This window comes from Bacillus sp. CIS52 (assembly GCF_053545315.1).
Window position 1 is genome coordinate 164,512 of record NZ_JBIUFR010000003.1, and the last position, 21,633, is coordinate 186,144.

General features: G+C 45.1%; 21 protein-coding genes, 1 other RNA gene, 1 pseudogene and 1 riboswitch. Of the genes and pseudogenes, 20 read left to right on the forward strand and 3 right to left on the reverse strand.

The features are described from left to right. Positions 1-74 precede the first annotated feature (74 nt). The 8 genes and pseudogenes from ACH32G_RS13645 to ACH32G_RS13680 all read left to right on the forward strand — a co-directional run bounded on the left by ACH32G_RS13645 (position 75) and on the right by ACH32G_RS13680 (position 6,854). Positions 75-2,321: a DEAD/DEAH box helicase gene (locus ACH32G_RS13645; protein WP_448814446.1), complete on the forward strand. Its 2,247-nt coding sequence runs from the start codon at positions 75-77 to the stop codon at positions 2,319-2,321. A 19-nt stretch (positions 2,322-2,340) separates the two neighbouring features. Next, positions 2,341-3,579, forward strand: coding sequence for a ribonuclease H-like domain-containing protein (locus ACH32G_RS13650; RefSeq protein ID WP_095241704.1), 1,239 nt, complete (start codon positions 2,341-2,343; stop codon positions 3,577-3,579). A gap of 121 nt (positions 3,580-3,700) precedes the next feature. Beyond that, positions 3,701-3,808, forward strand: a pseudogene (locus ACH32G_RS13655) (hypothetical protein); the annotation flags it as partial. 83 nt (positions 3,809-3,891) lie between these two features. Then, positions 3,892-4,137 carry a spore coat protein CotD gene (gene cotD / locus ACH32G_RS13660; protein WP_269774894.1) on the forward strand — a complete coding sequence of 82 codons (246 nt, stop codon included), beginning with the start codon at positions 3,892-3,894 and terminating at the stop codon, positions 4,135-4,137. A gap of 88 nt (positions 4,138-4,225) precedes the next feature. After that, positions 4,226-4,774: a DUF1273 domain-containing protein gene (locus tag ACH32G_RS13665; protein ID WP_029575374.1), complete on the forward strand. Its 549-nt coding sequence runs from the start codon at positions 4,226-4,228 to the stop codon at positions 4,772-4,774. Positions 4,775-4,853: 79 nt separating this feature from the next. Then, entirely contained in the window at positions 4,854-5,153 is a 300-nt protein-coding gene (gene gpsB, locus ACH32G_RS13670; RefSeq protein ID WP_003153541.1) for a cell division regulator GpsB, read from the forward strand. 55 nt (positions 5,154-5,208) lie between these two features. Then, positions 5,209-5,590: RNase P RNA component class B (rnpB, locus tag ACH32G_RS13675), an RNA gene on the forward strand. 97 nt (positions 5,591-5,687) lie between these two features. Then, a complete protein-coding gene (locus ACH32G_RS13680; protein ID WP_188154209.1) occupies positions 5,688-6,854 on the forward strand; it encodes a THUMP domain-containing class I SAM-dependent RNA methyltransferase in 1,167 nt (388 codons plus the stop codon). Positions 6,855-6,893: 39 nt separating this feature from the next. On the opposite strand, the gene ACH32G_RS13685 is transcribed toward ACH32G_RS13680, so the two are convergent. Then, positions 6,894-7,046: a YpzG family protein gene (locus ACH32G_RS13685; RefSeq protein ID WP_003153548.1), complete on the reverse strand. Its 153-nt coding sequence runs from the start codon at positions 7,044-7,046 to the stop codon at positions 6,894-6,896. A 164-nt stretch (positions 7,047-7,210) separates the two neighbouring features. Here ACH32G_RS13685 and ACH32G_RS13690 point away from each other — a divergent pair, with 164 nt between their 5' ends. From ACH32G_RS13690 to pbuX, 5 genes are all read left to right on the forward strand, one after another. Next, positions 7,211-7,402, forward strand: a complete 192-nt coding sequence (locus ACH32G_RS13690) for a hypothetical protein (RefSeq protein ID WP_016939051.1) — start codon at positions 7,211-7,213, stop codon at positions 7,400-7,402. Positions 7,403-7,504: 102 nt separating this feature from the next. Next, positions 7,505-9,424, forward strand: a complete 1,920-nt coding sequence (locus ACH32G_RS13695) for an ATP-dependent DNA helicase (protein ID WP_047475750.1) — start codon at positions 7,505-7,507, stop codon at positions 9,422-9,424. Between the two features lie 119 nt (positions 9,425-9,543). Then, positions 9,544-11,046, forward strand: coding sequence for a carboxypeptidase M32 (locus ACH32G_RS13700; RefSeq protein WP_448814447.1), 1,503 nt, complete (start codon positions 9,544-9,546; stop codon positions 11,044-11,046). A gap of 123 nt (positions 11,047-11,169) precedes the next feature. Further along, positions 11,170-11,269, forward strand: a riboswitch (purine riboswitch). 98 nt (positions 11,270-11,367) lie between these two features. Continuing rightward, positions 11,368-11,952, forward strand: a complete 585-nt coding sequence (gene xpt, locus ACH32G_RS13705; RefSeq protein WP_049628669.1) for a xanthine phosphoribosyltransferase — start codon at positions 11,368-11,370, stop codon at positions 11,950-11,952. Next, positions 11,949-13,253, forward strand: coding sequence for a xanthine permease PbuX (pbuX, locus tag ACH32G_RS13710; RefSeq protein ID WP_448814448.1), 1,305 nt, complete (start codon positions 11,949-11,951; stop codon positions 13,251-13,253). The genes xpt and pbuX overlap by 4 nt, the downstream gene beginning before the upstream one ends. Positions 13,254-13,416: 163 nt before the next feature. On the opposite strand, the gene ACH32G_RS13715 is transcribed toward pbuX, so the two are convergent. Further along, entirely contained in the window at positions 13,417-13,707 is a 291-nt protein-coding gene (locus ACH32G_RS13715) for a hypothetical protein (RefSeq protein WP_016939046.1), read from the reverse strand. Between the two features lie 270 nt (positions 13,708-13,977). Here ACH32G_RS13715 and ACH32G_RS13720 point away from each other — a divergent pair, with 270 nt between their 5' ends. Both ACH32G_RS13720 and ACH32G_RS13725 read left to right on the forward strand, forming a co-directional pair. Then, positions 13,978-14,397 (forward strand): SMI1/KNR4 family protein, encoded by a 420-nt coding sequence (locus ACH32G_RS13720; RefSeq protein WP_448814449.1) that lies wholly within the window; start codon positions 13,978-13,980, stop codon positions 14,395-14,397. 250 nt (positions 14,398-14,647) lie between these two features. After that, positions 14,648-14,956 carry an MGMT family protein gene (locus ACH32G_RS13725; protein WP_016939045.1) on the forward strand — a complete coding sequence of 103 codons (309 nt, stop codon included), beginning with the start codon at positions 14,648-14,650 and terminating at the stop codon, positions 14,954-14,956. A gap of 27 nt (positions 14,957-14,983) precedes the next feature. Here ACH32G_RS13725 and ACH32G_RS13730 read toward each other — a convergent pair whose 3' ends face one another. Continuing rightward, entirely contained in the window at positions 14,984-15,592 is a 609-nt protein-coding gene (locus ACH32G_RS13730; RefSeq protein WP_448814450.1) for a GNAT family N-acetyltransferase, read from the reverse strand. Between the two features lie 165 nt (positions 15,593-15,757). Between ACH32G_RS13730 and ACH32G_RS13735 the strand changes: the two genes are divergently transcribed. The 5 genes from ACH32G_RS13735 to ACH32G_RS13755 all read left to right on the forward strand — a co-directional run bounded on the left by ACH32G_RS13735 (position 15,758) and on the right by ACH32G_RS13755 (position 21,620). Continuing rightward, entirely contained in the window at positions 15,758-16,858 is a 1,101-nt protein-coding gene (locus ACH32G_RS13735; RefSeq protein ID WP_064779098.1) for a type III polyketide synthase, read from the forward strand. Further along, positions 16,858-17,364 (forward strand): isoprenylcysteine carboxyl methyltransferase family protein, encoded by a 507-nt coding sequence (locus tag ACH32G_RS13740; RefSeq protein ID WP_016936700.1) that lies wholly within the window; start codon positions 16,858-16,860, stop codon positions 17,362-17,364. Before ACH32G_RS13735 ends, ACH32G_RS13740 begins: the two co-directional genes overlap by 1 nt. Before the next feature lie 71 nt (positions 17,365-17,435). Beyond that, positions 17,436-17,531, forward strand: a complete 96-nt coding sequence (gene fbpC, locus ACH32G_RS13745; RefSeq protein ID WP_095241696.1) for a Fur-regulated basic protein FbpC — start codon at positions 17,436-17,438, stop codon at positions 17,529-17,531. A 182-nt stretch (positions 17,532-17,713) separates the two neighbouring features. Further along, positions 17,714-21,295 carry a dynamin family protein gene (locus ACH32G_RS13750; protein ID WP_448814451.1) on the forward strand — a complete coding sequence of 1,194 codons (3,582 nt, stop codon included), beginning with the start codon at positions 17,714-17,716 and terminating at the stop codon, positions 21,293-21,295. A 67-nt stretch (positions 21,296-21,362) separates the two neighbouring features. After that, entirely contained in the window at positions 21,363-21,620 is a 258-nt protein-coding gene (locus tag ACH32G_RS13755) for a YpbS family protein (RefSeq protein ID WP_448814452.1), read from the forward strand. The last annotated feature ends 13 nt before the right edge of the window (positions 21,621-21,633 follow it).

Consider the following 21,633-nt stretch of genomic DNA (forward strand, 5'->3'; position numbering starts at 1 on the left):
TTCTTGTAAAGTATTTTCATCTAGCCAGGCAAACAAATATTCGGTAAACTGTACCTCATAAAGAGGTGTGAACGATGAAGAAAAAATCACTGAGCGAACTGATTCAGGAATTAAAAGATCACGAAAATATTGTGCATTGGCATGAAGAGGAACCGCGGGAGGCCAAAACCATGCCAATGCCCGATCAAGTGGACCCGAAGATCCGGGCGGCTCTCGAAAAAAGGGGAATCGAACGGCTCTTTACCCATCAATACTCCGCTTTTCAGACGGTTCAAAACGGAGAAAGCATCGTGGCCGTCACACCGACGGCCTCCGGAAAAACTTTGTGCTATAATCTTCCGGTTCTCCAGTCTATTGCGGAAGATTCCACAAGCCGCGCGCTTTATTTATTTCCGACAAAGGCGCTTGCACAGGATCAAAAAAGCGAACTGAACGAAATCATAGATGAGATGGGCATGGACATCAAAAGTTTTACTTACGACGGCGATACCTCTCCGGCCATCAGGCAGAAGGTCAGAAAGGCCGGACACATTGTGATTACAAATCCCGATATGCTTCATTCAGCCATTCTTCCCCATCATACAAAATGGGTGAGTCTGTTTGAAAACCTGAAATATATCGTCATTGATGAATTACATACGTACCGCGGCGTATTCGGCAGCCATGTGGCAAACGTCATCCGCCGCTTAATGAGAATCTGCGCCTTTTACGGAAGCACGCCGTCATTTATCTGCACATCCGCAACAATCGCCAATCCGAGGGAATTGGCGGAGCAGCTGACGGGAAATCCTGTCAGGCTGATTGACGACAACGGCGCTCCGAGCGGAAGAAAGCACTTTGCTTTCTACAATCCGCCGATTGTGAATAAACCGCTGCATATTCGAAAAAGCGCCACCGTGGAAGTGAATGAGCTAGCCAAAACATTTCTGAAAAATAAGATCCAGACGATTGTTTTTGCAAGAAGCCGCGTCAGGGTTGAAATTATTTTAAGCCACATTCAGGAAATCGTAAAAAAAGAAATCGGCGCGAAGTCTGTCAGAGGCTATCGCGGCGGATATCTTCCGAAAGAAAGAAGAGAAATAGAGCGGGGATTAAGAGACGGCAGTATTCTCGGTGTTGTCAGCACAAATGCGCTGGAGCTCGGCGTTGATATCGGCCAGCTTCAGGTCTGCGTGATGACGGGATACCCGGGCAGTGTTGCGAGCGCGTGGCAGCAGGCGGGCCGGGCCGGACGGCGGCAGGGGGAGGCGCTGATTGTGATGGTCGCGAACTCTGATCCGATTGACCAATATATTGTGCGCCACCCTGATTATTTCTTTAAACGCTCGCCTGAATCTGCACGGATTAATCCTGATAACCTCATTATACTGGTCGATCATCTGAAATGCGCGGCGTATGAGCTGCCTTTCAGAGCCGATGAAACATTCGGAGAAAATGAGGCAAAAGACATTCTCGAGTATTTAGAAGAAGAAGGGGTGCTTCATGAAAATCGTGAACGATATCACTGGGCGAGCGATTCATTTCCCGCTTCAAACATCAGTCTTCGTTCGGCCTCGCAGGAAAATGTGGTCATCGTGGACCAATCAGAGACGGCCGATGTGAAAATTATCGGAGAAATGGACCGCTTCAGCGCGATGACGCTTCTTCACGATGAAGCGATTTATCTTCATGAAGGGGTGCAGTATCAGGTTGAAAAGCTTGATTGGGAGCACAAAAAAGCATACGTGCGAAAAGTCGATGTCGAATATTATACGGATGCCAATTTAGCGGTGCAGCTGAAAGTGCTGGAAATCGACAGAACGGACAGCAGAAGGGAAACGGCCATCCATTTCGGGGACGTGACCGTGAATGCCCTTCCGACGATATTTAAAAAAATAAAAATGACGACATTTGAAAATATAGGATCAGGACCGATTCATCTTCCTGAAGAAGAGCTGCATACAAGTGCAGCCTGGCTTGAATTAAAAGAGACGGATTCTGAGATCGGCGAAAAAACGCTTGAGCAGCTGCTTTTAGGCATTGCTCACGTCCTGCAGCATATCGTGCCTGTATACGTCATGTGCGACCGAAATGACGTGCATGTCGTGCCGCAAATCAAAGCGGCTCATACGGGACTGCCGACAATCTTTTTGTATGATCATTATCCGGGCGGAATCGGACTTGCTGATGAAGTATATAAACGATTTGATGAAATCAATGAAGGGGCTATGCGTCTGATCAGACAATGTCCATGCCAAGACGGATGTCCTTCCTGCATCGGCTCCGAAATAGAGGGAATAGATGCAAAGAAAGCGATTCTCCGGCTCTTGAATTACGTGTAAAAGAAAAGGGGGACGAAAGATGTCCTTGAAAAATAAATTAAAGCGGATGAAAAACCACCTGAATATTCCGGAAGCTGAAATAAAGCCTGCTGCTTCTTCGCTTTCGGACCCGGATATTGAAGTCCCGTTTAAAGAAGAATGGGAGGCATTCGGAGTTAAACCTTTCTTCTTTGAAGATGAATACTGTCTTATCCGCGAAACCGTTTATCCGCTTTCGCACCGCCACGGACGGTACAGCTTCAGTGAACTTGATGACGTCATGGCGTTATGGAATAAAGGCGGTTTGACGCATACTTTATCAGCCGAAGGATACGAAAAGAGCCAGCTGTTTTTCTTTGATACTGAAACGACCGGACTCGGCGGCGGGGCCGGCAATATGATTTTTTTGCTCGGTCATGCGAGGGTATATGAAGACCGTGTCACAGTCAAACAGCATCTGCTTCCCAAGCCGGGGAACGAGGCGGCTCTTTACCAAAGCTTTTTAAGTGAGGTTGACATTACGTCCCTTGTTACGTATAACGGCAAAGCCTTTGATTGGCCTCAGGTCAAAACAAGACACACATTGCTGCGGGACAGACTTCCGAAACTTCCTGAATTCGGCCACTTTGATCTTCTGCACGGGGCGAGACGGCTTTGGAAACATAAACTGGAGCGTGTATCGCTTTCGGCGGTTGAAAATGAAGAGCTTGCCTTTAAAAGGGACGAAGACACGCCCGGGTATTTGGCGCCGATGCTGTATTTCCAATTTTTAAAGGCGGAGGATCCCGATCTTTTAAAGGGAGTGCTCCTGCATAATGAACAAGACGTGCTCTCCCTTATTGCTCTATACATCCATATGTCAAAAAAGATTTTTGCATCCGCTGATCAGACGTCGGAACATCAGGAAGCCTACGCCATGGCGAAGTGGTTTATCGCCCATAAAGAAACCGATCGGGCTGTTTCACAGCTGGAAGCGCTGCGAGGCAAAGCCTTTGAAGATTCGGATCGGGCCCTTTTTGATTTAGCGATGCTTTATAAAAAACAAAACCGCAGGCAAGACGCCGTGCCCCTTTGGGAGAAACTGACAGGCTCTGATCTTCACATATGCAGACATCAATCAGCGGTTGAGCTGGCGATCTATTTTGAGCATCATGCAAAAGATTTCAAAAAAGCTCTGCAGGCCGCGCAGCTGGCCGCAAAAGACGAGGAAATATCGGAAAAAGAAGCCGAGAAACTCCATGTGAGAATTGCCCGGCTGAAGAGGAAATATTCCTCTTGAAATATTGCCCGGGAAAGCGCAAAAGCCGAGCTGTTTCGCCAAAAATATTTTTTTCTGAATCAACATCGATTTTGTTGTAGAATGGTGCCGCATCCTGTAAAATAGCGTTAGTTATTTATAGGGGAGAGTTGGTATGTATAAAGGTGTTTTTTACTTGTTCTTTGTCGTGGTTTTTTTGATTGCGTTTGTATTTTCGAATTTTAAAGACAGTCTGCTGATGCACTTCTAAATTGGGTGATTGAATTAGAACATGCACCCGCTTATCTTCATAACCTAACAGTGTAATAAAAGTTAATGGAGAGGGGATTTAGCATGTTCCATCATCATCATCATCATTGCTGCAGACCAAACGTAATGCCGCCGATTGTTCATCCGACTAATTGCTGTGAACACCATTGTTTTACTAACACGGTTGTGCCGCATATTCATCCGCAACATACAACTAACGTAAATCACCACAACTTTGAGCACGTTCATTACTTTCCGCACACTTTTTCAAATGTTGACCCGACAACTCACCAGCATTTTCAGTGCGGAAGCCCTTGCTGCGATCATTAGTATTGAACGTTTAAGCATGGTCGGTAAGGATATCAGCAAATCAAAATGGGGCCCCATGGGAGCCCCATTTTTTAAAGCAGGTGATCAATTGAAAGTATTAGCCGTAACGGGGTACAAGCCGTTTGAACTCGGTATCTTTAAACATGATGACCGGGCGCTCGTTTATATAAAAAAGGCGATAGAAGCCAGACTCAGAAGCTTTCTTGACGAAGGCTTGGAATGGATTCTCATATCCGGACAGCTGGGGACGGAACTATGGGCGGCAGAAACGGCGTACGATCTCAGGGAAGAGTATCCGGAATTAAAGGTTGCTGTAATCACGCCGTTCTACGGCCAGGAAGAAAAGTGGAAGGAACCGAATAAAGAAATGTATGAATCTGTGCTTGCACAGGCAGATTATGAGGAGAGCCTGACGCATCGGCCATATGAAAGCCCGCTTCAATTCCGGCAGAAAAACGCGTTTTTTATTGAAAAGTCAGATGCGCTTTTGCTTTTATATGATCCTGAAATGGAAGGATCGCCGAAATATATGCTGCAGCAGGCGGAAAAACGCCGTGAAAAAGACGGTTATCCGATTTATTCGATTACGATGGACGATCTCCGGGCTGCCGTTGAAGAAGAAGACTTCTTTACATAACATGTCAGAGAACATTTGACAACGGGACGTGTTTCTGAATAAAATATAACATGATGATTCACGATACGAGGTGAAAAAGATGCTTGCTGATAAAGTAAAGCTTTCTGCGAAAGACATTTTGGAAAAAGAATTTAAAACAGGCGTTAGAGGTTACAGACAAGAAGACGTTGACAAATTTTTAGATATGATTATTAAGGATTATGAAACCTTCCATCAAGAAATTGAAGAACTTCAGCAGGAAAATCTGCAGCTGAAAAAACAGCTTGAAGAAGCAAGCAAAAAACAGCCGGTGCAGTCCAATACGACCAACTTTGACATTCTGAAAAGGCTGTCCAACCTTGAGAAACATGTATTCGGCAGCAAGCTTTACGACGAATAAGACAGATGCACTTGTCAAATGAGACAAGTTGCTTTATAATGAACAAGTGTTCTTAACGTTCGGGTAATCGCTGCAGATCTTTGAATCTGTAGAGGAAAGTCCATGCTCGCACGGTGCTGAGATGCCCGTAGTGTTCGTGCCTAGCGAAGAAATAAGCTAGGGCAGCCTTGATAGGCTGACGGCAGGAAAAAAGCCTAAGTCTCCGGATATGGCTGAGTATCCTTGAAAGTGCCACAGTGACGAAGTCTCATCAGAAATGTTGAGAGTGGAACGCGGTAAACCCCTCGAGCGAGAAACCCAAATTTTGGTAGGGGAACCTTCTTGAAGGAACTGAACAGATAGAAGGACAGAATGCTTTCTGTAGATAGATGATTGCCGCCTGAGTACGAGGTGATGAGCCGATTGCAGTACGATGGAACAAAACATGGCTTACAGAACGTTAAACATTTATTGATATGACAAATTAGAGCTCTCCTTTAAAGGGGAGCTTTTATCTTGAATGAAACGAAAGCTGAAAAGAGACAGGGTGATACGATGAAGAAGTACACACTAATCGCGACGGCGCCGATGGGAATTGAAGCGATTGTCGCCAAAGAAGTGCGTGATTTAGGCTATGAATGCAAAGTAGACAACGGAAAAGTCATTTTTGAAGGGGACGCGCTTGCGATCTGCCGCGCTAACTTATGGCTGCGGACGGCTGACCGCATCAAAGTACAGGTCGCCGAGTTTCAGGCAAAAACGTTTGATGAGCTGTTTGAAAAAACAAAAGCGATTGACTGGCGCGCATACATTCCGGAAAACGCAAAATTTCCTGTTATCGGAAAGTCCGTGAAATCAGTGCTTGCCAGTGTGCCTGACTGCCAGCGGATCGTCAAAAAGGCGATAGCGGAAAAGCTGAAACTGCAATCAGGAAACCAAAATGAATGGATTGAAGAAACGGGTCCCGAGTACAAGGTGGAGATTTCGCTTTTAAAAGATAAAGCCGTCATCACGCTGGATTCATCGGGAACAGGCCTTCATAAACGGGGATACAGGGTTGATCAGGGCGGAGCTCCGATAAAAGAAACGCTCGCTGCCGCTTTAGTTCTGTTAACGAACTGGACGCCTGACCGTCCGTTCGTCGATCCGTTTTGCGGTTCCGGCACGATAGCGATTGAAGCCGCTTTAATCGGGCAAAACATTGCTCCCGGGTTTAACCGAGATTTTGTGTCGGAAGACTGGGAATGGATCGGAAAAGAACTGTGGGACAAAGCGCGTCTTGAAGCGGAAGAAAAGGCGAACTATGATCAGCCGCTGCAGATTTTTGCCAGTGATGTGGATCACCGGATGGTCAACATCGCCAAAGAAAACGCAGAAGAAGCGGGGCTTGGAGACCTGATTGAATGCAAGCAAATGCGGGTGCAGGATTTTACGACGAAACTCGAATTCGGCGTAATCGTCGGAAACCCTCCGTACGGCGAACGGCTCGGCGAAAAAAAGGAAGTCGAGCGGATGTATAAAGAAATGGGCCGGGCATTTGAATCTCTTGATACTTGGTCTATCTACATTTTAACGTCAAATGAACAATTTGAAGAGGTTTACGGAAGAAAAGCGACAAAAAAGCGCAAGCTCTTTAACGGTTTTATCAAAACGGATTATTATCAGTACTGGGCTAAAGTGAGGCCGCAGCGGAAAAAGCCGCAACAAAGAGAAGACGCCTGAAACAGCGTCTTCTCCGGCATCTTTACATTTATTCTGCCATTACCAGCGGTGCGCTTTTGCATTGCTCCGTAAAATAATGTTGGTCTGGGACATTTCGGTGTGGCCGTTCACCTGCGATTTAGAGCGTTTCGGCCGCGTCCAATTGTGATGAAACAATTCAGAATGCTGATCTAATCGATCTTTATAACTCATGTAACCATCACTCCCGGATAGAATAAATTTGTGAAGATGGATATTCGATCGAATATCTGTTGTAGTTTGTGCAGGTCATGTGCCAATCATTCAGGAAGCATGTATAGAAAGTGAAGCATCGGCATAGAATGATGATTATTTCTATTTGAGAGGTGATCTATTTTATGCTGAACAGCGAGCACTTCAGTAAGATACAAAAGGCGCTGGCCGCAACTTCTTCCCAGCTGCAGGAAGTTGGAGCGGAGTTCGATCCTTCCGCCATGACTCACGCACAGGAAGATCTTGAAAATGCAGTAAAACATACACATTCAACAGACCATCCGTTTTTATGTTCGCATATCTTTAATCGGAAATGAAAATCAAAAAACTTGGCGCGGCCAAGTTTTTTTGTTGTATTGAAAAGGGTTAAATGATATTATAGATGGTCTGAATGCCGAATAGTTAGGGGTTGGAGTTGGGTGACAACATCACGTTTGCCTTTTGCTTTAACAAAAGAAAAGAATTTTTACGAAGAATTGAACAATTGGATTGGTGACGTGTTTTACGATATCCTTCCCGAAAAAGGCTTTGACCTTCGGGATGAACAGGTATTTATGGCGTTTCAGCTTGAACGGGCATTTAAAGAAAAAAAGGTCATGTTCGCTGAGGCAGGAGTCGGTACGGGGAAAACGCTGGTGTATCTGCTGTTTGCCATCAGCTATGCCAGATATACGGGGAAACCGGCGATTATTGCATGCGCCGATGAAACGTTAATTGAACAGCTTGTCAAAAAAGAAGGCGACATTTCCAAGCTGACAGAGCATTTGGATTTACAGATTGATACTCGGCTGTCAAAATCCCACGAGCAGTACCTGTGTCTGAAAAAGCTTGAAAAAACGATGCAGCGTTCTGATGATGAAAAGTGGCTGGATCTTTATGAGTCGCTGCCTTCATTCGTGCACGAGTCACAAGCGATGCAGCGCTTTTATCCGTACGGAGACCGCAAGCAGTACGCTGATCTGACGAATGAAGAGTGGTCAAGCGTAAGCTATGATTCCTTCCAGGATTGTTTAACATGTGATATGAGACATAGATGCGGTTTAACCCTTTCAAGAGATCATTACAGAAAATCAACGGACCTGATCGTTTGCTCCCATGATTTTTACATGGAACATGTATGGACGGAAGAATCACGCAAGAGGGAAGGGCAGCTGCCGCTTTTGCCGGATCACAGCGCCGTCGTGTTTGATGAAGGGCATCTTCTGGAATTTGCCGCGCAAAAAGCGTTAACCTATCGCGTAAAGCAATCGACGCTTGAGCTGTTTTTAGAGCGCCTGCTTCAAAATGACATCAGAGAAGAATTTGCCGAACTGATTGAAGATTCCCTTGCTGCAAACGATGAGTTTTTCTACGTGCTTTCAGAGGAATCGAAGGAAATCGCCGGCTCTCACCGATTGGACATCCAAAACGATCAGCGCGTGAAGCGTGCGGCTGATGAACTGTGCCGTCTGCTCGATAAAATCGGCGAAGCGCTCGTATTTGAATCGGAAATGTATACGATCGATAAGTACGAGCTGTCAGTCGTTGAAGAATACGTCGAACAAATGGCATATTCACTTTCACTGTATCAAAAGGACGCCATCAGCTGGCTTGAAACGCAGGATACGGACTCAACATTTGTCGTTATGCCGAGAACTGTAGCCGAAGTGCTTGGAGAAAAGGTCTTCTCTAAAAAGATCCCTTATATTTTCTCATCAGCCACTCTTTCTGAGGGCGGTTCATTTGATTATATTGCAGACAGTCTCGGAATCCGCGATCCTTTATCATTTACTGTTGAGTCACCGTACGATTACGAGGAGCAAATGTCAGTTTCTCTTCACGGTGATATGACGTCTGAGCAGAAAACGGCCCGAACGATTGATACGATTAAGGAGAATGAAGGCCGCACCCTCGTTCTTTTCCCTTCCTTTGAAGACATGAAGGAATTTAAAGAACAGGCTGCCGCATGGGAGCTGCCGTATCCGATATATTACGAAGGTGACGAAGAGATCAGTAATCTGGTCGAAAAATTCCAGCGGGATGAAAAATCCGTGCTTTGTTCCGTCCACTTATGGGAAGGTCTTGACATTCCGGGTGACTCGCTTCGAAATGTGACCATTTGGGCATTGCCGTATCCGCCTCATGATCCCGTGTTTACCGCAAAGCGGAACGGGGCGAAAAAAGATCCGTTTGAGGAGGTTGATCTGCCGTACATGCTGCTGAGAGTCCGGCAGGGAATCGGCCGCCTGATCCGCTCCAATCAGGACAGCGGAACCATATCTATTTATGCGGGCGGAGAAAGTGAACGGGTCTTGTCCGAGATCAAAAAGGTCTTGCCTGTTACACCGAAAATCGTATAAAAACAAATGCTGCAGGAATCTTATCCTGCGGCTTTTTTAAATTCTGGAAAACCAACAAGTTGACTTTATCACAGCGTTCCATTAGCCTGTAATTGATAGTGAAAAGGGAGGGAACGGATATGGATATACATACATATGAAAAAGAGTTTTTTGATCTGTTAAAAAGAGTATCCCATTATGAAGAAGCCATTGCGCTTATGCATTGGGATTCAAGGACGGGAGCCCCGAAAAAAGGCTCCGATGACCGTGCGGAAAGCATCGGACAGCTGTCGGCTGACGTTTTTCAAATCCAGACATCCGACCGGATGAAAGAGCTGATTGACATCCTTCTCGCGCATGCAAAAGAGCTCTCTGAAGATACAGTAAAAGCGGCGGAACTGGCAAAAAAAGATTATGACCAAAATAAAAAAATTCCTGAAGAAGAGTATAAAGAATACGTCATTTTGACATCAAAAGCTGAAACGGCTTGGGAGGAAGCAAGGGCGGCCTCCGATTTCTCCATGTTTGCTCCTTACCTTGAGAAGCTGATTGATTTTAATAAGCGGTTTATTTCTTATTGGGGCTATGAGGATCATCCGTACAACGCATTGCTCGATATTTTCGAACCGGGTGTTACGGTAAAGGTGCTGGATCAGCTGTTTTCTGAATTGAAGGAAGCGATCATTCCCTTAGTCAAAAAAGTGACGGCATCCGGCAATAAACCGGACACCGCCTTTATAACAAAAACGTTTCCGAAAGAAAAACAAAGAGATCTCTCCTTGTACTTCTTAAAAGAGCTCGGGTATGAGTTTGACGGCGGCCGCCTCGATGAGACGGTGCATCCGTTTATGACGACAATCAACCGCGGCGATGTGCGGGTGACGACCAGATATGACGAAAACGATTTTCGCACCGCGATTTTCGGAACGATTCATGAATGCGGGCATGCAATCTACGAGCAGAATATTGACGAAGCGCTGAGCGGGACAAATTTATCTGACGGTGCATCCATGGGAATTCATGAATCCCAATCGTTATTTTATGAAAATTTTATCGGCAGAAATCAACATTTCTGGACCGCATATTATGAAAAAATGATTGAGGCTTCGCCTGATCAATTTCAAGATGTAAAAAGAGAGGATTTTGTACGCGCCGTCAACGAGGCGAAGCCGTCCTTTATCCGAATTGAAGCGGATGAGCTGACGTACCCGCTTCACATTATTATCCGTTATGAAATTGAAAAAGCGATTTTCAGTAATGAAGTGTCAGTGGAGGAACTGCCTGCATTGTGGAATCAAAAATATCATGATTATTTAGGCATTACGCCGCCATCTGATGCAAAAGGTATTTTGCAGGACGTTCATTGGGCTGGCGGAGATTTCGGTTATTTCCCTTCCTATGCGCTCGGATATATGTATGCGGCTCAGCTGAAGAATACCATGCTTGACGATCTGCCTGAATTTGATCAATTAATCGAACGGGGCGATTTTGAGCCGATCAAACAATGGCTGACAGAAAAGGTTCATCAGCACGGAAGACGCAAACTGCCGCTTGACATTATTAAAGATGTAACGGGAGAAGAGCTGAACGTTCAATACCTCATTGAGTATCTTGTCGGCAAATATTCGAATTTATTTCTATAAACGAAACACCCGGTGTATACCGGGTGTTTTTCTAAAAGACGAATAATAAAGGCGGATTCTCTGTAAAAAGTTCGTAATTATTTAAATTTCTCTATGCAAAATAAGCAGATCTTGTTATAATTTGATTAATATCATATGAACACTCATATAATCGCGTGGATATGGCACGCAAGTTTCTACCGGTCACCGTAAATGTCCGACTATGAGTGAGCAATGGAACGGCTTTAATTCGGCCGTTACGTGTAGACATTCGGCATTGCTTGCTCTTTTTATTGAGAGCGGGCAATGCTTTTTTATTTTCTATAAGCGGGGGTAATCATTGTGGAAGCATTAAAACGAAAAATAGAAGAAGACGGAATCGTTCTTTCTGACCAAGTGCTGAAAGTGGATTCTTTTTTAAACCATCAAATTGATCCGGTTCTTATGCAGCAGATCGGCCGGGAATTTGCGCGCCGTTTTGAAAAAGACGGTATCACAAAAATCGTCACAATTGAATCTTCGGGCATTGCGCCTGCGGTGATGGCCGGTCTTGAACTCGGCGTTCCCGTCATTTTTGCAAGAAAAAGGAAGTCTCTCACGTTAACGGATGATCTGCTGACGGCGTCCGTTTATTCTTTTACGAAAAAAACAGAAAGTCAGATTGCCGTCTCAGGCAGTCATCTTTCTAAAGATGACCGCGTGTTAATCATTGACGACTTTTTAGCGAACGGACAGGCGGCAGAAGGGCTTTTATCCATCGTAAAACAAGCAGGCGCAGCGGTTTGCGGGATCGGCATTGTCATTGAAAAGTCATTTCAGCCGGGAAGAGACGAGCTTGTGAAAAAAGGATGCCGTGTCGAATCACTGGCGAGAATTCAATCGCTTAAAGACGGAAAAGTGTCATTTGTACAGGAGGTCCGTTCATGAAAAACAGCTATGCCAAAACTCTTTCCCTCGGTATCCAGCATGTCCTTGCCATGTATGCCGGCGCCGTTGTCGTTCCCTTAATTGTAGGAGCGGCGCTGGGACTGAATGCAGAACAGCTGACATACCTCGTTTCAATTGACATTTTTATGTGCGGGGCGGCAACGCTGCTTCAAGTGTGGAGAAATAAATATTTCGGCATCGGCCTGCCCGTTGTGCTCGGCTGTACGTTCACCGCGGTGGCTCCGATTATTTCCATCGGCAAGGAATACGGGATTTCTGCCATTTACGGAAGCATTTTGGCATCGGGTCTGCTTGTCATTCTGCTGTCTTTTTTCTTCGGCAAGCTCGTCGCTTTTTTTCCGCCCGTTGTAACCGGATCTGTCGTAACGATTATCGGGATGACCTTGATGCCGGTTGCAATGAATCATATTGCCGGCGGGGAAGGCAGCAAGGATTTCGGTGATCCGGCTAACCTTGCCCTCGGATTTACGGTGCTTGTCATCATCGTGCTGCTTTATCGGTTTACAAAAGGATTTTTGAAATCCATTTCGATTTTAATCGGCATTGTCATCGGGACGGCCATTGCTTATTTTATGGGCAAAGTGCAATTTGACAATGTGGCGAACGCTGACGCAATTCAAATGATTAAACCGTTTTACTTTGGGACGCCGACATTTCATGCGGCACCGATTATTACGATGTCCATCGTTGCCATTGTCAGCCTTGTGGAATCAACCGGCGTCTATTTCGCTTTAGGTGATCTGACAAACCGGCGCCTGTCTGAACGTGATTTAGCAAAAGGCTACCGCGCGGAAGGCATTGCGGTATTCATCAGCGGCATTTTCAACGCATTTCCGTACACGGCCTATTCCCAAAACGTCGGCCTCGTGCAGCTGACGGGAATTAAGAAAAACGCGGTCATCGGTGTTACGGGCGGACTTTTAATGCTTTTCGGCCTTTTTCCGAAAATCGCAGCTTTCACGACTATCATCCCATCTTCGGTACTGGGCGGAGCGATGGTGGCCATGTTCGGCATGGTCATTTCCTACGGCATTAAAATGCTCAGCCAAATTGACTTCAAAAAGCAGGAAAATCTTCTGATCGTCGCGTGTTCCGTCGGATTGGGACTCGGCGTAACCGTCGTTCCTGATATGTTTAAGCACCTGCCGTCTTACTTAAATCTTTTGACCACAAACGGAATCGTCGCCGGCAGTTTTACCGCTGTCCTTTTGAATATTGTTTATAATATGATTCCTAAAACGAAAAAAACCCTTGATGTGACAAGGGTTCAAGAGGGTTAGTTATCCGTTTTTCTTAAAAAAATAACATTTTAATAACATTTCTTTATGAAATCCCGAGATCGAGGATGCTTCCGAAAGTTTGCTGAACTTTTTGTGAGGCATCCTCTTTCATTTTATTTGTAACGTGCCTAAAGGACAAATGTTCAAGATACTCCAATGTTATTTAGTCGTTAATCCAACCTTCAAATATTCCAGTCCATGTACCATTACTTTCCTGTCTAGCTTCTTTCAAGTATAGTGTCACTCCCATGAAAACTGTTGTGTTAGGAATGCTCCATCTAGATGGATATCCAGTAAGAGGAACTCTTTTTAAATATGCTTGTGGTGTTATTACTTTTTGTTCCTTTTCAACACTGACTGTGTTAGATGTTGCTGAAGCAGCGGTTGCAAATGCAGGTGCAGCTGAAACAAGCAGAGCAAGAGACAAGGCGGAACCAGTTAAGATTTTTTTCATTTTAAACACTCCTTTTCTTTTTTGATACAACTGTATTATTACATATTATGTTGAAAGTGTCCATGTTCATTTTTATTAACTTTTTGTGAACATACTAATAATTTACTTAAATCGTGGTTAATGAAAGGGTGATAGAATAAGCACCATCATATAAATATCAAAAAAGATAGTTATAACCCCTGAAAAGAGGATAAATTTCTAAAAAAATAAAAGGTTTAAAAGAATCCATTGATGAAAAAGGACAATTAAACTTAAAAGAGTGAGGGAACTTTGGCTGAAGTGAAATGTACCTTTTCTAAAGGTGCAAACGATCGAGAAATTGAATGTTTTGAGAAGAAACTAAATGTTTCGTTCCACGATGACGATAGAGTTTTTTTGAAACTGCATCATAACGGGGCCAGAATATTTGCTGTGCTGATTTATGGCAGAAATGCACGCGGGGGCTTCATATACTTAATGTGGAAGAAATTGAAAATGTTTTTTGAAGACGGAGTATATTACAATTGCACATCTTTTGATGGCTGCTATTTGTTAATTGACAAAACAAAAATTTCTGCTGATCGGAACTATCTATGGATTCTTAACCAAATTGAATATGAACGAATGCACCTTAATTTTGAAATTTTTATAGATCGGAATATTTTATCTCAGGGCTCAAATTTTTTGGGAGTGAAATATCTATCCCGCTGAGAATTATTACAGAACTCACCAGAATGATGATTAATTCTTTAAACTCTTCTATTTTAGCTATTGCTTCTAACCATCTTTAGGCATGAGCAGTACAACCTTTTCTTTTTCTTCGGATAGGTAACTGAGACGCTTCTCTGAACCTAGTACAAACAGCAGGCTGCCGCTCAAGTGACTTCACCTTCAAAACTGTTGTATGATAAGTTCGGAAGAAGCTAAGAATACTGCTGTATTTCGGGAAATGAGGGTTTCCATGACATTTACGGAGCGGGCGTTAGCCATTATTAAACAGATACCTGAAGGAAAAGTGATGACGTATGGGCAAATTGCCGGTCTTGCGGGAAGTCCGCGGGGAGCGAGGCAGGTTGTGAGGATTCTTCACTCCATGAGTAAAAAGCATCGTCTCCCTTGGCACAGGGTCATCAATGCGAAGGGGGAAATCGGATTGAAAGATGAAGAGATGTTTTCTGTACAGAAGCTGTCCCTTGAGGCTGAGGGGGTAGAGGTCACGTCAGACGGACGGATCGATCTCAATTTATACGTCTATGATCCGAACATGTAAAAAACCTGCCGTATATCGGCAGGTTTTTCAGTTATATGCTCCGAGCCGGTCAGAAAGGTTTTGCCGGATATAAGGCCATTCCTCCCGAAGGATGGAGTAGTAGGCGGTATCTCTGAGGCCGCCGTCGACAGCCCGAATATGCGCGCGGCGGATTCCTTCAAATTGGGCACCGATCCTCAAAATCGCAGTCCGTGAGCGCTGATTGCGAACGTCGGTTTTCAGCGTCACTCTGACAGCCTGCCACACGTCAAACGCATAGGTCAGCATCAAAAGTTTACACTCCGTATTGACACCGGTCCGCTGTACGGAAGAGGCATACCACGTGCTGCCGACCTCACACACTTCCGGAGCTGCCTCCGCCGGCCGCGTAAACACCTCCACATCCATAAATCTCGTGCTTCCGACGATTCGGTCTGTTTCAAGGCTCCGTACTGCAAAAGGCAATGCAATTCCTTTTTCATAATCGGAAAGCGCACGCTCAATATAACGCTTTGTTTCTTCGATGCCGTCAGGAACATGGGTGTAACCATAAGTCGTCCTATTTTCTGAAGCTGCTTCGCAAAGTGCCTGAGAGTGATCAATCGCCAGCGGCTCTAACTGAACGAGTGACCCTTTAAGAATTACAGGTGTCAGCATCCCAATCACAACCTTTTTTCATGAATGGGTCAAGTATAGTCGAACGGCTTATCATTCAAAAGGGTCAATTTTAAATTAAAATGGCATGTCAGTGAAATCCTCGGTTCAAACTTATGCATACATTCAGGAAAAAAGCGGAAACCTTTATGTGAAGAGGTGATGGGCATGGCATATGTGTTATCGGTCGGAACCAGCATTCCGGAATATCATGTCTCGCAAGAAACGGCGGCGGATTTTGCGAGAGGGATGTTTGCCAATTCATTTAAGGATATTGACCGGCTGTTAAAAGCTTTTCAAAATGGCGAAATTGAATCAAGACAGTTTGTCCGGCCGATTGAATGGTATAAAACGGCACGGGGTTTTTCAGAAAAAAACCGGCTGTATACGGAAGAAACCGTTAAGCACAGTGTGGATGCGGCGGTTGATTGTTTGACAAACTCCCGATGTTTAACAAACCCGATTCCATATGAAAAAGTGGATGCGATCTTTTTTATTTCCAGCACCGGGCTTTCGACACCGAGCATTGAAGCGAAAGTGATGAATCAGCTTCCGTTTTCTTCAAAAACAAAACGGATTCCGATCTGGGGACTAGGATGCGCAGGCGGGGCGGCCGGCCTGTCCAGGGCGTACGAATACTGCCGCGCCTATCCCGAAGCTTACGTGCTTGTCATCGCGGCTGAGCTTTGCAGCTTAACATTTCAGCCGGAGGACAAGTCAAAAAGCAACTTAATCGGAACCTCCCTGTTTGCGGACGGAATTGCCGCCGTGCTGATCGGAGGGGAGAAGGCGAACCGAAAAGACGTCAAACAGCCGCTCGTTCCGCGGATATTCGCCACTCAATCGGTGATGATGCCAGATGCGGAAGATGTGATGGGCTGGGAATTCACCGACAGCGGGTTTCAAGTGATTTTTTCAAGAGACATTCCCACCCTTGTTTCGCATTGGCTGAAAGACAATGTTGATGTATTCTTACAAGAACAGGGAATCCTGTCTCGCGATATTAAAACCTTTCTTGCCCATCCCGGCGGGAAAAAGGTCATTGACGCCTATTTAACGAGTCTTTCAATGGACACCGGACAGCTTGCTGCATCTCAGAAGGTGCTGCAAAAACACGGGAATATGTCTTCTGCAACTATTTTTCATGTCATAAAAGAGCAGCTGCTGCACGGGATGCAGAAAGAAAACGAAAAAGGGCTGATCGGCGCTCTCGGGCCGGGATTTTCGTCCGAGCTTTTGCTGTTCAGCTGGGAAAAGGGGGCATCTTAATGTTTTGGCTGTTTATCATGCTGCTTGCCGTCCAGCGGATTGCGGAGATGATCGTAGCCCGGCGCAATGAGCGGAAAGTGAAAAAGCAAGGCGCCGTCGAATACGGAGAAGGGCATTATCCCTTTCTCGTCCTGATGCACGTGCTCTTTTTTGTCTCTCTTACAGCCGAGGTGGCGGCATTTCATAAAGCGCCTTCTCCAAGGTGGGCCGCCATTATATGTATCATTTTCTTTGTGCAGGGGATCAGGTATTGGGCGCTTTTATCATTAGGGCAATATTGGAATACGAAAATTCTTGTCGTGCCGGATGCGGAGCTTGTCAAAAAAGGGCCGTACAGGTGGATCAAACACCCGAACTATGCGGTCGTCATTTTAGAATTTATCTTGCTGCCGCTGTTATACGGAGCGTACTGGACATTGTTTCTTTTTTCAATCTTGAATGCATGCATGCTCACTGTAAGAATTCGCGCCGAAGAGAAGGCTTTAGAAGAAAACACCGCAAAATAGGATTGAAAATCATTCTCACTCGTGATAAGATATAAGTATGAAAATGATTCTCATTCAAGGTGGTGCGGAAAATGACCATGTTATTTTTACTAGCAGCCGTTTGTACATACAGTGTTTTAATTGGTTTTGTTTTGAAAAAAGTTTCGAATAAATCAATGTCCTCTTAAGCATCTGCGGTTTTTCCTGCCGCGGGTGTTTTTTCTTTATCAGCTGCCGATATCGGCGGCTTTTTTGCGTTTCCAGAAGAAAAGTAAGCCATTCTTGTGTAAAATGGGGGAGAGGTTTTTTTCAGAGCTTTCTAAAAACGAAAACGTCATTTGATGCGACAGACACAAAGGGGTAAAGACACATGACAGAAGAAGAACGCCGTAACAGGGAGATATTCAGCAGAACGGGAGCTTTATACGCACAATTTTTGGATCACCATGATGAAAAACGGGCCGATCAGCTCGCGGCCATTATGAAAAAAGCGGCTGATGAAGAGGTTTATATCGCATTTACCGGGCATTATTCGGCCGGAAAATCCTCTTTATTAAACACATTGCTCGGTGAGGACATACTGCCGACAAGTCCGATTCCTACAAGCGCCAACCTCGTTGTCATCCGGCACGGTTTGGATAAAGTCGTGCTTCATACGACTGACGGGGCTTATGCAGAAATAGAAGGAAGTTACGATAAAGAACAAGTGCAGCAATTTTGTAAAGACGGTGAGCAGATTGAGACGGTGGAAGTCTATGCCGGCTTTGAGGAGTCAGAGCCCCATGCGGCCTACATTGACACACCGGGGATTGATTCAACCGACGAAGCGCATTTTTTATCAGCCGCATCAATTCTTCACCAGGCTGATGCTTTATTTTACGTCGTCCATTATAATCATGTTCATTCAGAAGAAAATATGCTGTTTCTCAGCTCCGTCAAGGACCGTATTCCGAATCTGTTTTTGATCGTCAACCAAATTGACAGGCATGATGAAACCGAAACGAAGTTTGAAGAGTACCAGAGACAGGTGGAAGAGATGCTCGAAGGCCTCGGAATACCGAAAGAATCGCTTTTCTTTACATCTGTCACCGAGCCTGATCATCCGTTAAACGGCATTGAAAAGCTGAAAAAACATCTGCAGCAGCTGAAACGGCAGGCAAAAACAAACCTATGGCCCTTGACGGAGAAAAAAGTCGAACACTTGGTCAAGGAGCATACAGACATGCTCGTAAAAGATGCGAAGAGCGGCAGCGGGGAGAGATTTGAGAAACAGGAAACAATCGTCCGTTCTGTCGAAGCTGAACTTGAAAATGCCGTTCAACAGGCTGAAACAGCAGAGAAAGACATCAGAAAAGACGTGCAGAACATCTTGCAGAACGCTAATCTGACACCGTTTGAAATGAGGGAGCTTGCATCTGCTTATATTGAATCACAGCAACCCTCGTTCAAAACAGGATTATTCTTTTCAAAAGCGAAAACGGCAGCGGAAAAAGAGAGAAGGCAGGCTGAATTTTTTGCTGATATTAAAAAAAGAACGGAAGGGGAAGCGGATTGGCATATTATCGACACATTTACGAAAGCGGCCAAGCGTTATGAAGCGGAATCTGATGAACTGATCAAGAAAATACAGGCGTACCGCACAACGCTTTCTGATGATATCACCGCACAAGCCCTAAAGCAGGGAGCGGCCTTTTCAGCTGAATACGTATTAACCTATTCGAAAGATCTCGCCGACATGATCCGAAGAGAAGCGAAAAGGCAGACAGCAGAGCTCATTGAGGAACTGACCGCTTTTGTGCAGGCAAAAAACGGACCGCTTATAGAGAGCCTGAAAAAACGGCTTGAGAAAGAAAGCGCAATAAGAGATGAACTTGCGCAATCGGCAGAAGAAGAGCGCAATGCCGAAGAAAAAGCTGCCCGCGTCAGCGCTTTGTGGAAAGAAGAATCAGCCTATGATACGGAAAGCAGCGACTGGTATACGCGAAAAAAACGCCTTGCGAAAGCACCCGTCCAAAAAGAGAAACCAATAGAGACTGTAATGCATGAAGTAAACAAGCCCGAGAAAATTGCGGTGAAGGAACTTTCTATAAAAGAGCAAGTGGATCGGTTCTATGAACTGGCGGGGATTCTTGACTCATCAAGCCTATTAGGAAAACAGGCAGAAGCCTTTCGAAGCAGGATTGATCGGCTTGAAAACCGTCAATTTACATTGGCGTTATTCGGAGGTTTCAGCTCGGGAAAATCATCGTTCGCCAATGCACTGGTCGGGGAATACGTGCTTCCTTCATCACCGACGCCGACAACGGCCACGATCAACAAAATAACGAAACCGCAAGACGGCAAACCGCATAAATCTGCGGAAATCGTTTTTAAAACGGAAGAGGAACTGGACGCTGAAATGCTTCAGCTGACAGAGCTGAAAGATGCTGACATAAAAGGGCGGTCACTGAACGAGAGGTGGAATTATGCCATTAAAAAGGGAAAAGTGCCTGATGATCTTACGCCGGTGATTCAAACGATGCTTCAGGCGTTTAATACGTACGAAGAACAGATCCGTCAGAGGCTGACACTGACGGTTCCGATTGAAGATTTAAAACCGTACGCAGCTGAAGAAAAAACGGCCTGCTGCGTGAAGGAAGTCACCGTATATTATGATTCGCCTCTCACGCAAAAAGGCATTACCATTGTTGATACGCCGGGAGCAAGCAGTATAAACAAGCGCCATACAGAGCTTGCCTTTCAATATATAAAAGATGCTGACGCGTTCTTTTATATGACGTACTATCAGCATTCTTTTTCAAAAGGAGACAGGTCTTTTCTGAAGAAACTCGGCCTCGTCAAAGAATCATTCGGCATGGATAAAATGTTTTTTGTCATTAACGCCGCCGATCTTGCCAAAACGGAAAGCGAGCTGGAAACCGTCAAAGACTATGTCCGCTCTGAACTTTCAAAAGAAGGAATTAACCGGCCAAAATTATATCATGTTTCAAGTAAAGAAGAGCTTGCGGGGAAGAATAAAGCTTTCTATAACGGGTTCGCTGATGTAAGAACCGGACTTGCGCACTTTATTGAGGAAGATGTAATGAGGGCCAGCTGCGCGCAGCTGCAAACAGAGGCGGACAAATTGTGCGATATGGTGGAACAGCTTCATGAATCTCTTCACCAGTCGGCAGAAGAAAAAGAAAAAAAGAAACAGCGTCTGGAATCTTCTTATGAAAAAGCAATCGCTGATGTTTCAAAGCGCCGTACGTCTGAGGTCATCATCCGAAAAGTGATGAAAGATACGGAAGAACAGCTCTATCACATTAAACATCGTCTGTCATTTTATGCGAATGATATGCTGAAAACCGCCTTCCATCCGGGTCTTCAAAATGGCGATTGGAAACGAAATATATCAGCGGCGCTGAAGGAGGCGCTTAAGGAATTCCGTTTTGAATACATTCAAGAGCTGAAGACGCTCGATATCCGGATGACCGGGTTTATTGAGCGCCATATGACTGAGGAGTGGATGGAGAACTGCCGGAAGAAGCTCATGGAAGACGGGGATTTTTCCATTTATGTCAGCGCAGAAAACGAATTTGCCGTTCAGCTGAAAGAGATCGCACCGGTCATTGACATCTCGGCATTCACACATCACGTAAAAGAAGTGAAATCGCCGAAACAGTTTTTTGAACAGAACGGAAAAGCGGCATTTGTGGAGGGACTCAGGCTCAGCCTGCAAAAAGTGACAGAAAGCTGGCTTGAGCAGGAGAAAGAAAGCCTTTCAGCGCGCTATACTGAGCAGGTGCGCCGGCTTCAGGAAAAAATGGCGGTTCAAAGCCTGTCCCAGATCCGCGAGCAGCGTGACACTTATTTACGGGGGCTTGCGGAAAATACCGGTGCCGGAGAAATTGAACGCCTTTACGAGGCTGAAAAAGCATGGAAAAAGAAAGATGAAATCCTGAAAATTTAAAAATCGGGTTGGCGGGTATATAACAGTCGTGGTAGACTAAAATGAAAAAAGCGAGATGAAACCTTTTATGTCAGAAGTCCATAAAGCAATTTCAGCACATTCCACAAAACAGCATCAGCACGTCAAAACATTTGTGCAGCTTGACTATCAGCGTGAACAGGCGATTGAAGAAGCCATTGTAAAATGCAGACGGAATGAACCGTTCACGACAGATGCCATCAACGGCATCACCGCAAAAATGAACCAGCTGGCTGAAAAGGGAATAGTGCCGCAAAGGCGATTCGTAAGTGAAGAAATGGTGAAAGAATTCGTCAGCAGACAGTAATGGTTGAACCTGC

Coding starts and splice junctions, on each gene's coding strand:
- ACH32G_RS13645 (WP_448814446.1), top strand. CDS start 75: ATGAAGAAAAAATCACTGAGCGAACTGATTCAGGAATTAAAAGATCAC.
- ACH32G_RS13650 (WP_095241704.1), top strand. CDS start 2,341: ATGTCCTTGAAAAATAAATTAAAGCGGATGAAAAACCACCTGAATATT.
- cotD (WP_269774894.1), top strand. CDS start 3,892: ATGTTCCATCATCATCATCATCATTGCTGCAGACCAAACGTAATGCCG.
- gpsB (WP_003153541.1), top strand. CDS start 4,854: ATGCTTGCTGATAAAGTAAAGCTTTCTGCGAAAGACATTTTGGAAAAA.
- ACH32G_RS13680 (WP_188154209.1), top strand. CDS start 5,688: ATGAAGAAGTACACACTAATCGCGACGGCGCCGATGGGAATTGAAGCG.
- ACH32G_RS13685 (WP_003153548.1), bottom strand. CDS start 7,046: ATGAGTTATAAAGATCGATTAGATCAGCATTCTGAATTGTTTCATCAC.
- ACH32G_RS13690 (WP_016939051.1), top strand. CDS start 7,211: ATGCTGAACAGCGAGCACTTCAGTAAGATACAAAAGGCGCTGGCCGCA.
- ACH32G_RS13700 (WP_448814447.1), top strand. CDS start 9,544: ATGGATATACATACATATGAAAAAGAGTTTTTTGATCTGTTAAAAAGA.
- pbuX (WP_448814448.1), top strand. CDS start 11,949: ATGAAAAACAGCTATGCCAAAACTCTTTCCCTCGGTATCCAGCATGTC.
- ACH32G_RS13715 (WP_016939046.1), bottom strand. CDS start 13,707: ATGAAAAAAATCTTAACTGGTTCCGCCTTGTCTCTTGCTCTGCTTGTT.
- ACH32G_RS13725 (WP_016939045.1), top strand. CDS start 14,648: ATGACATTTACGGAGCGGGCGTTAGCCATTATTAAACAGATACCTGAA.
- ACH32G_RS13730 (WP_448814450.1), bottom strand. CDS start 15,592: ATGCTGACACCTGTAATTCTTAAAGGGTCACTCGTTCAGTTAGAGCCG.
- ACH32G_RS13735 (WP_064779098.1), top strand. CDS start 15,758: ATGGCATATGTGTTATCGGTCGGAACCAGCATTCCGGAATATCATGTC.
- ACH32G_RS13740 (WP_016936700.1), top strand. CDS start 16,858: ATGTTTTGGCTGTTTATCATGCTGCTTGCCGTCCAGCGGATTGCGGAG.
- fbpC (WP_095241696.1), top strand. CDS start 17,436: ATGACCATGTTATTTTTACTAGCAGCCGTTTGTACATACAGTGTTTTA.
- ACH32G_RS13750 (WP_448814451.1), top strand. CDS start 17,714: ATGACAGAAGAAGAACGCCGTAACAGGGAGATATTCAGCAGAACGGGA.
- ACH32G_RS13755 (WP_448814452.1), top strand. CDS start 21,363: ATGTCAGAAGTCCATAAAGCAATTTCAGCACATTCCACAAAACAGCAT.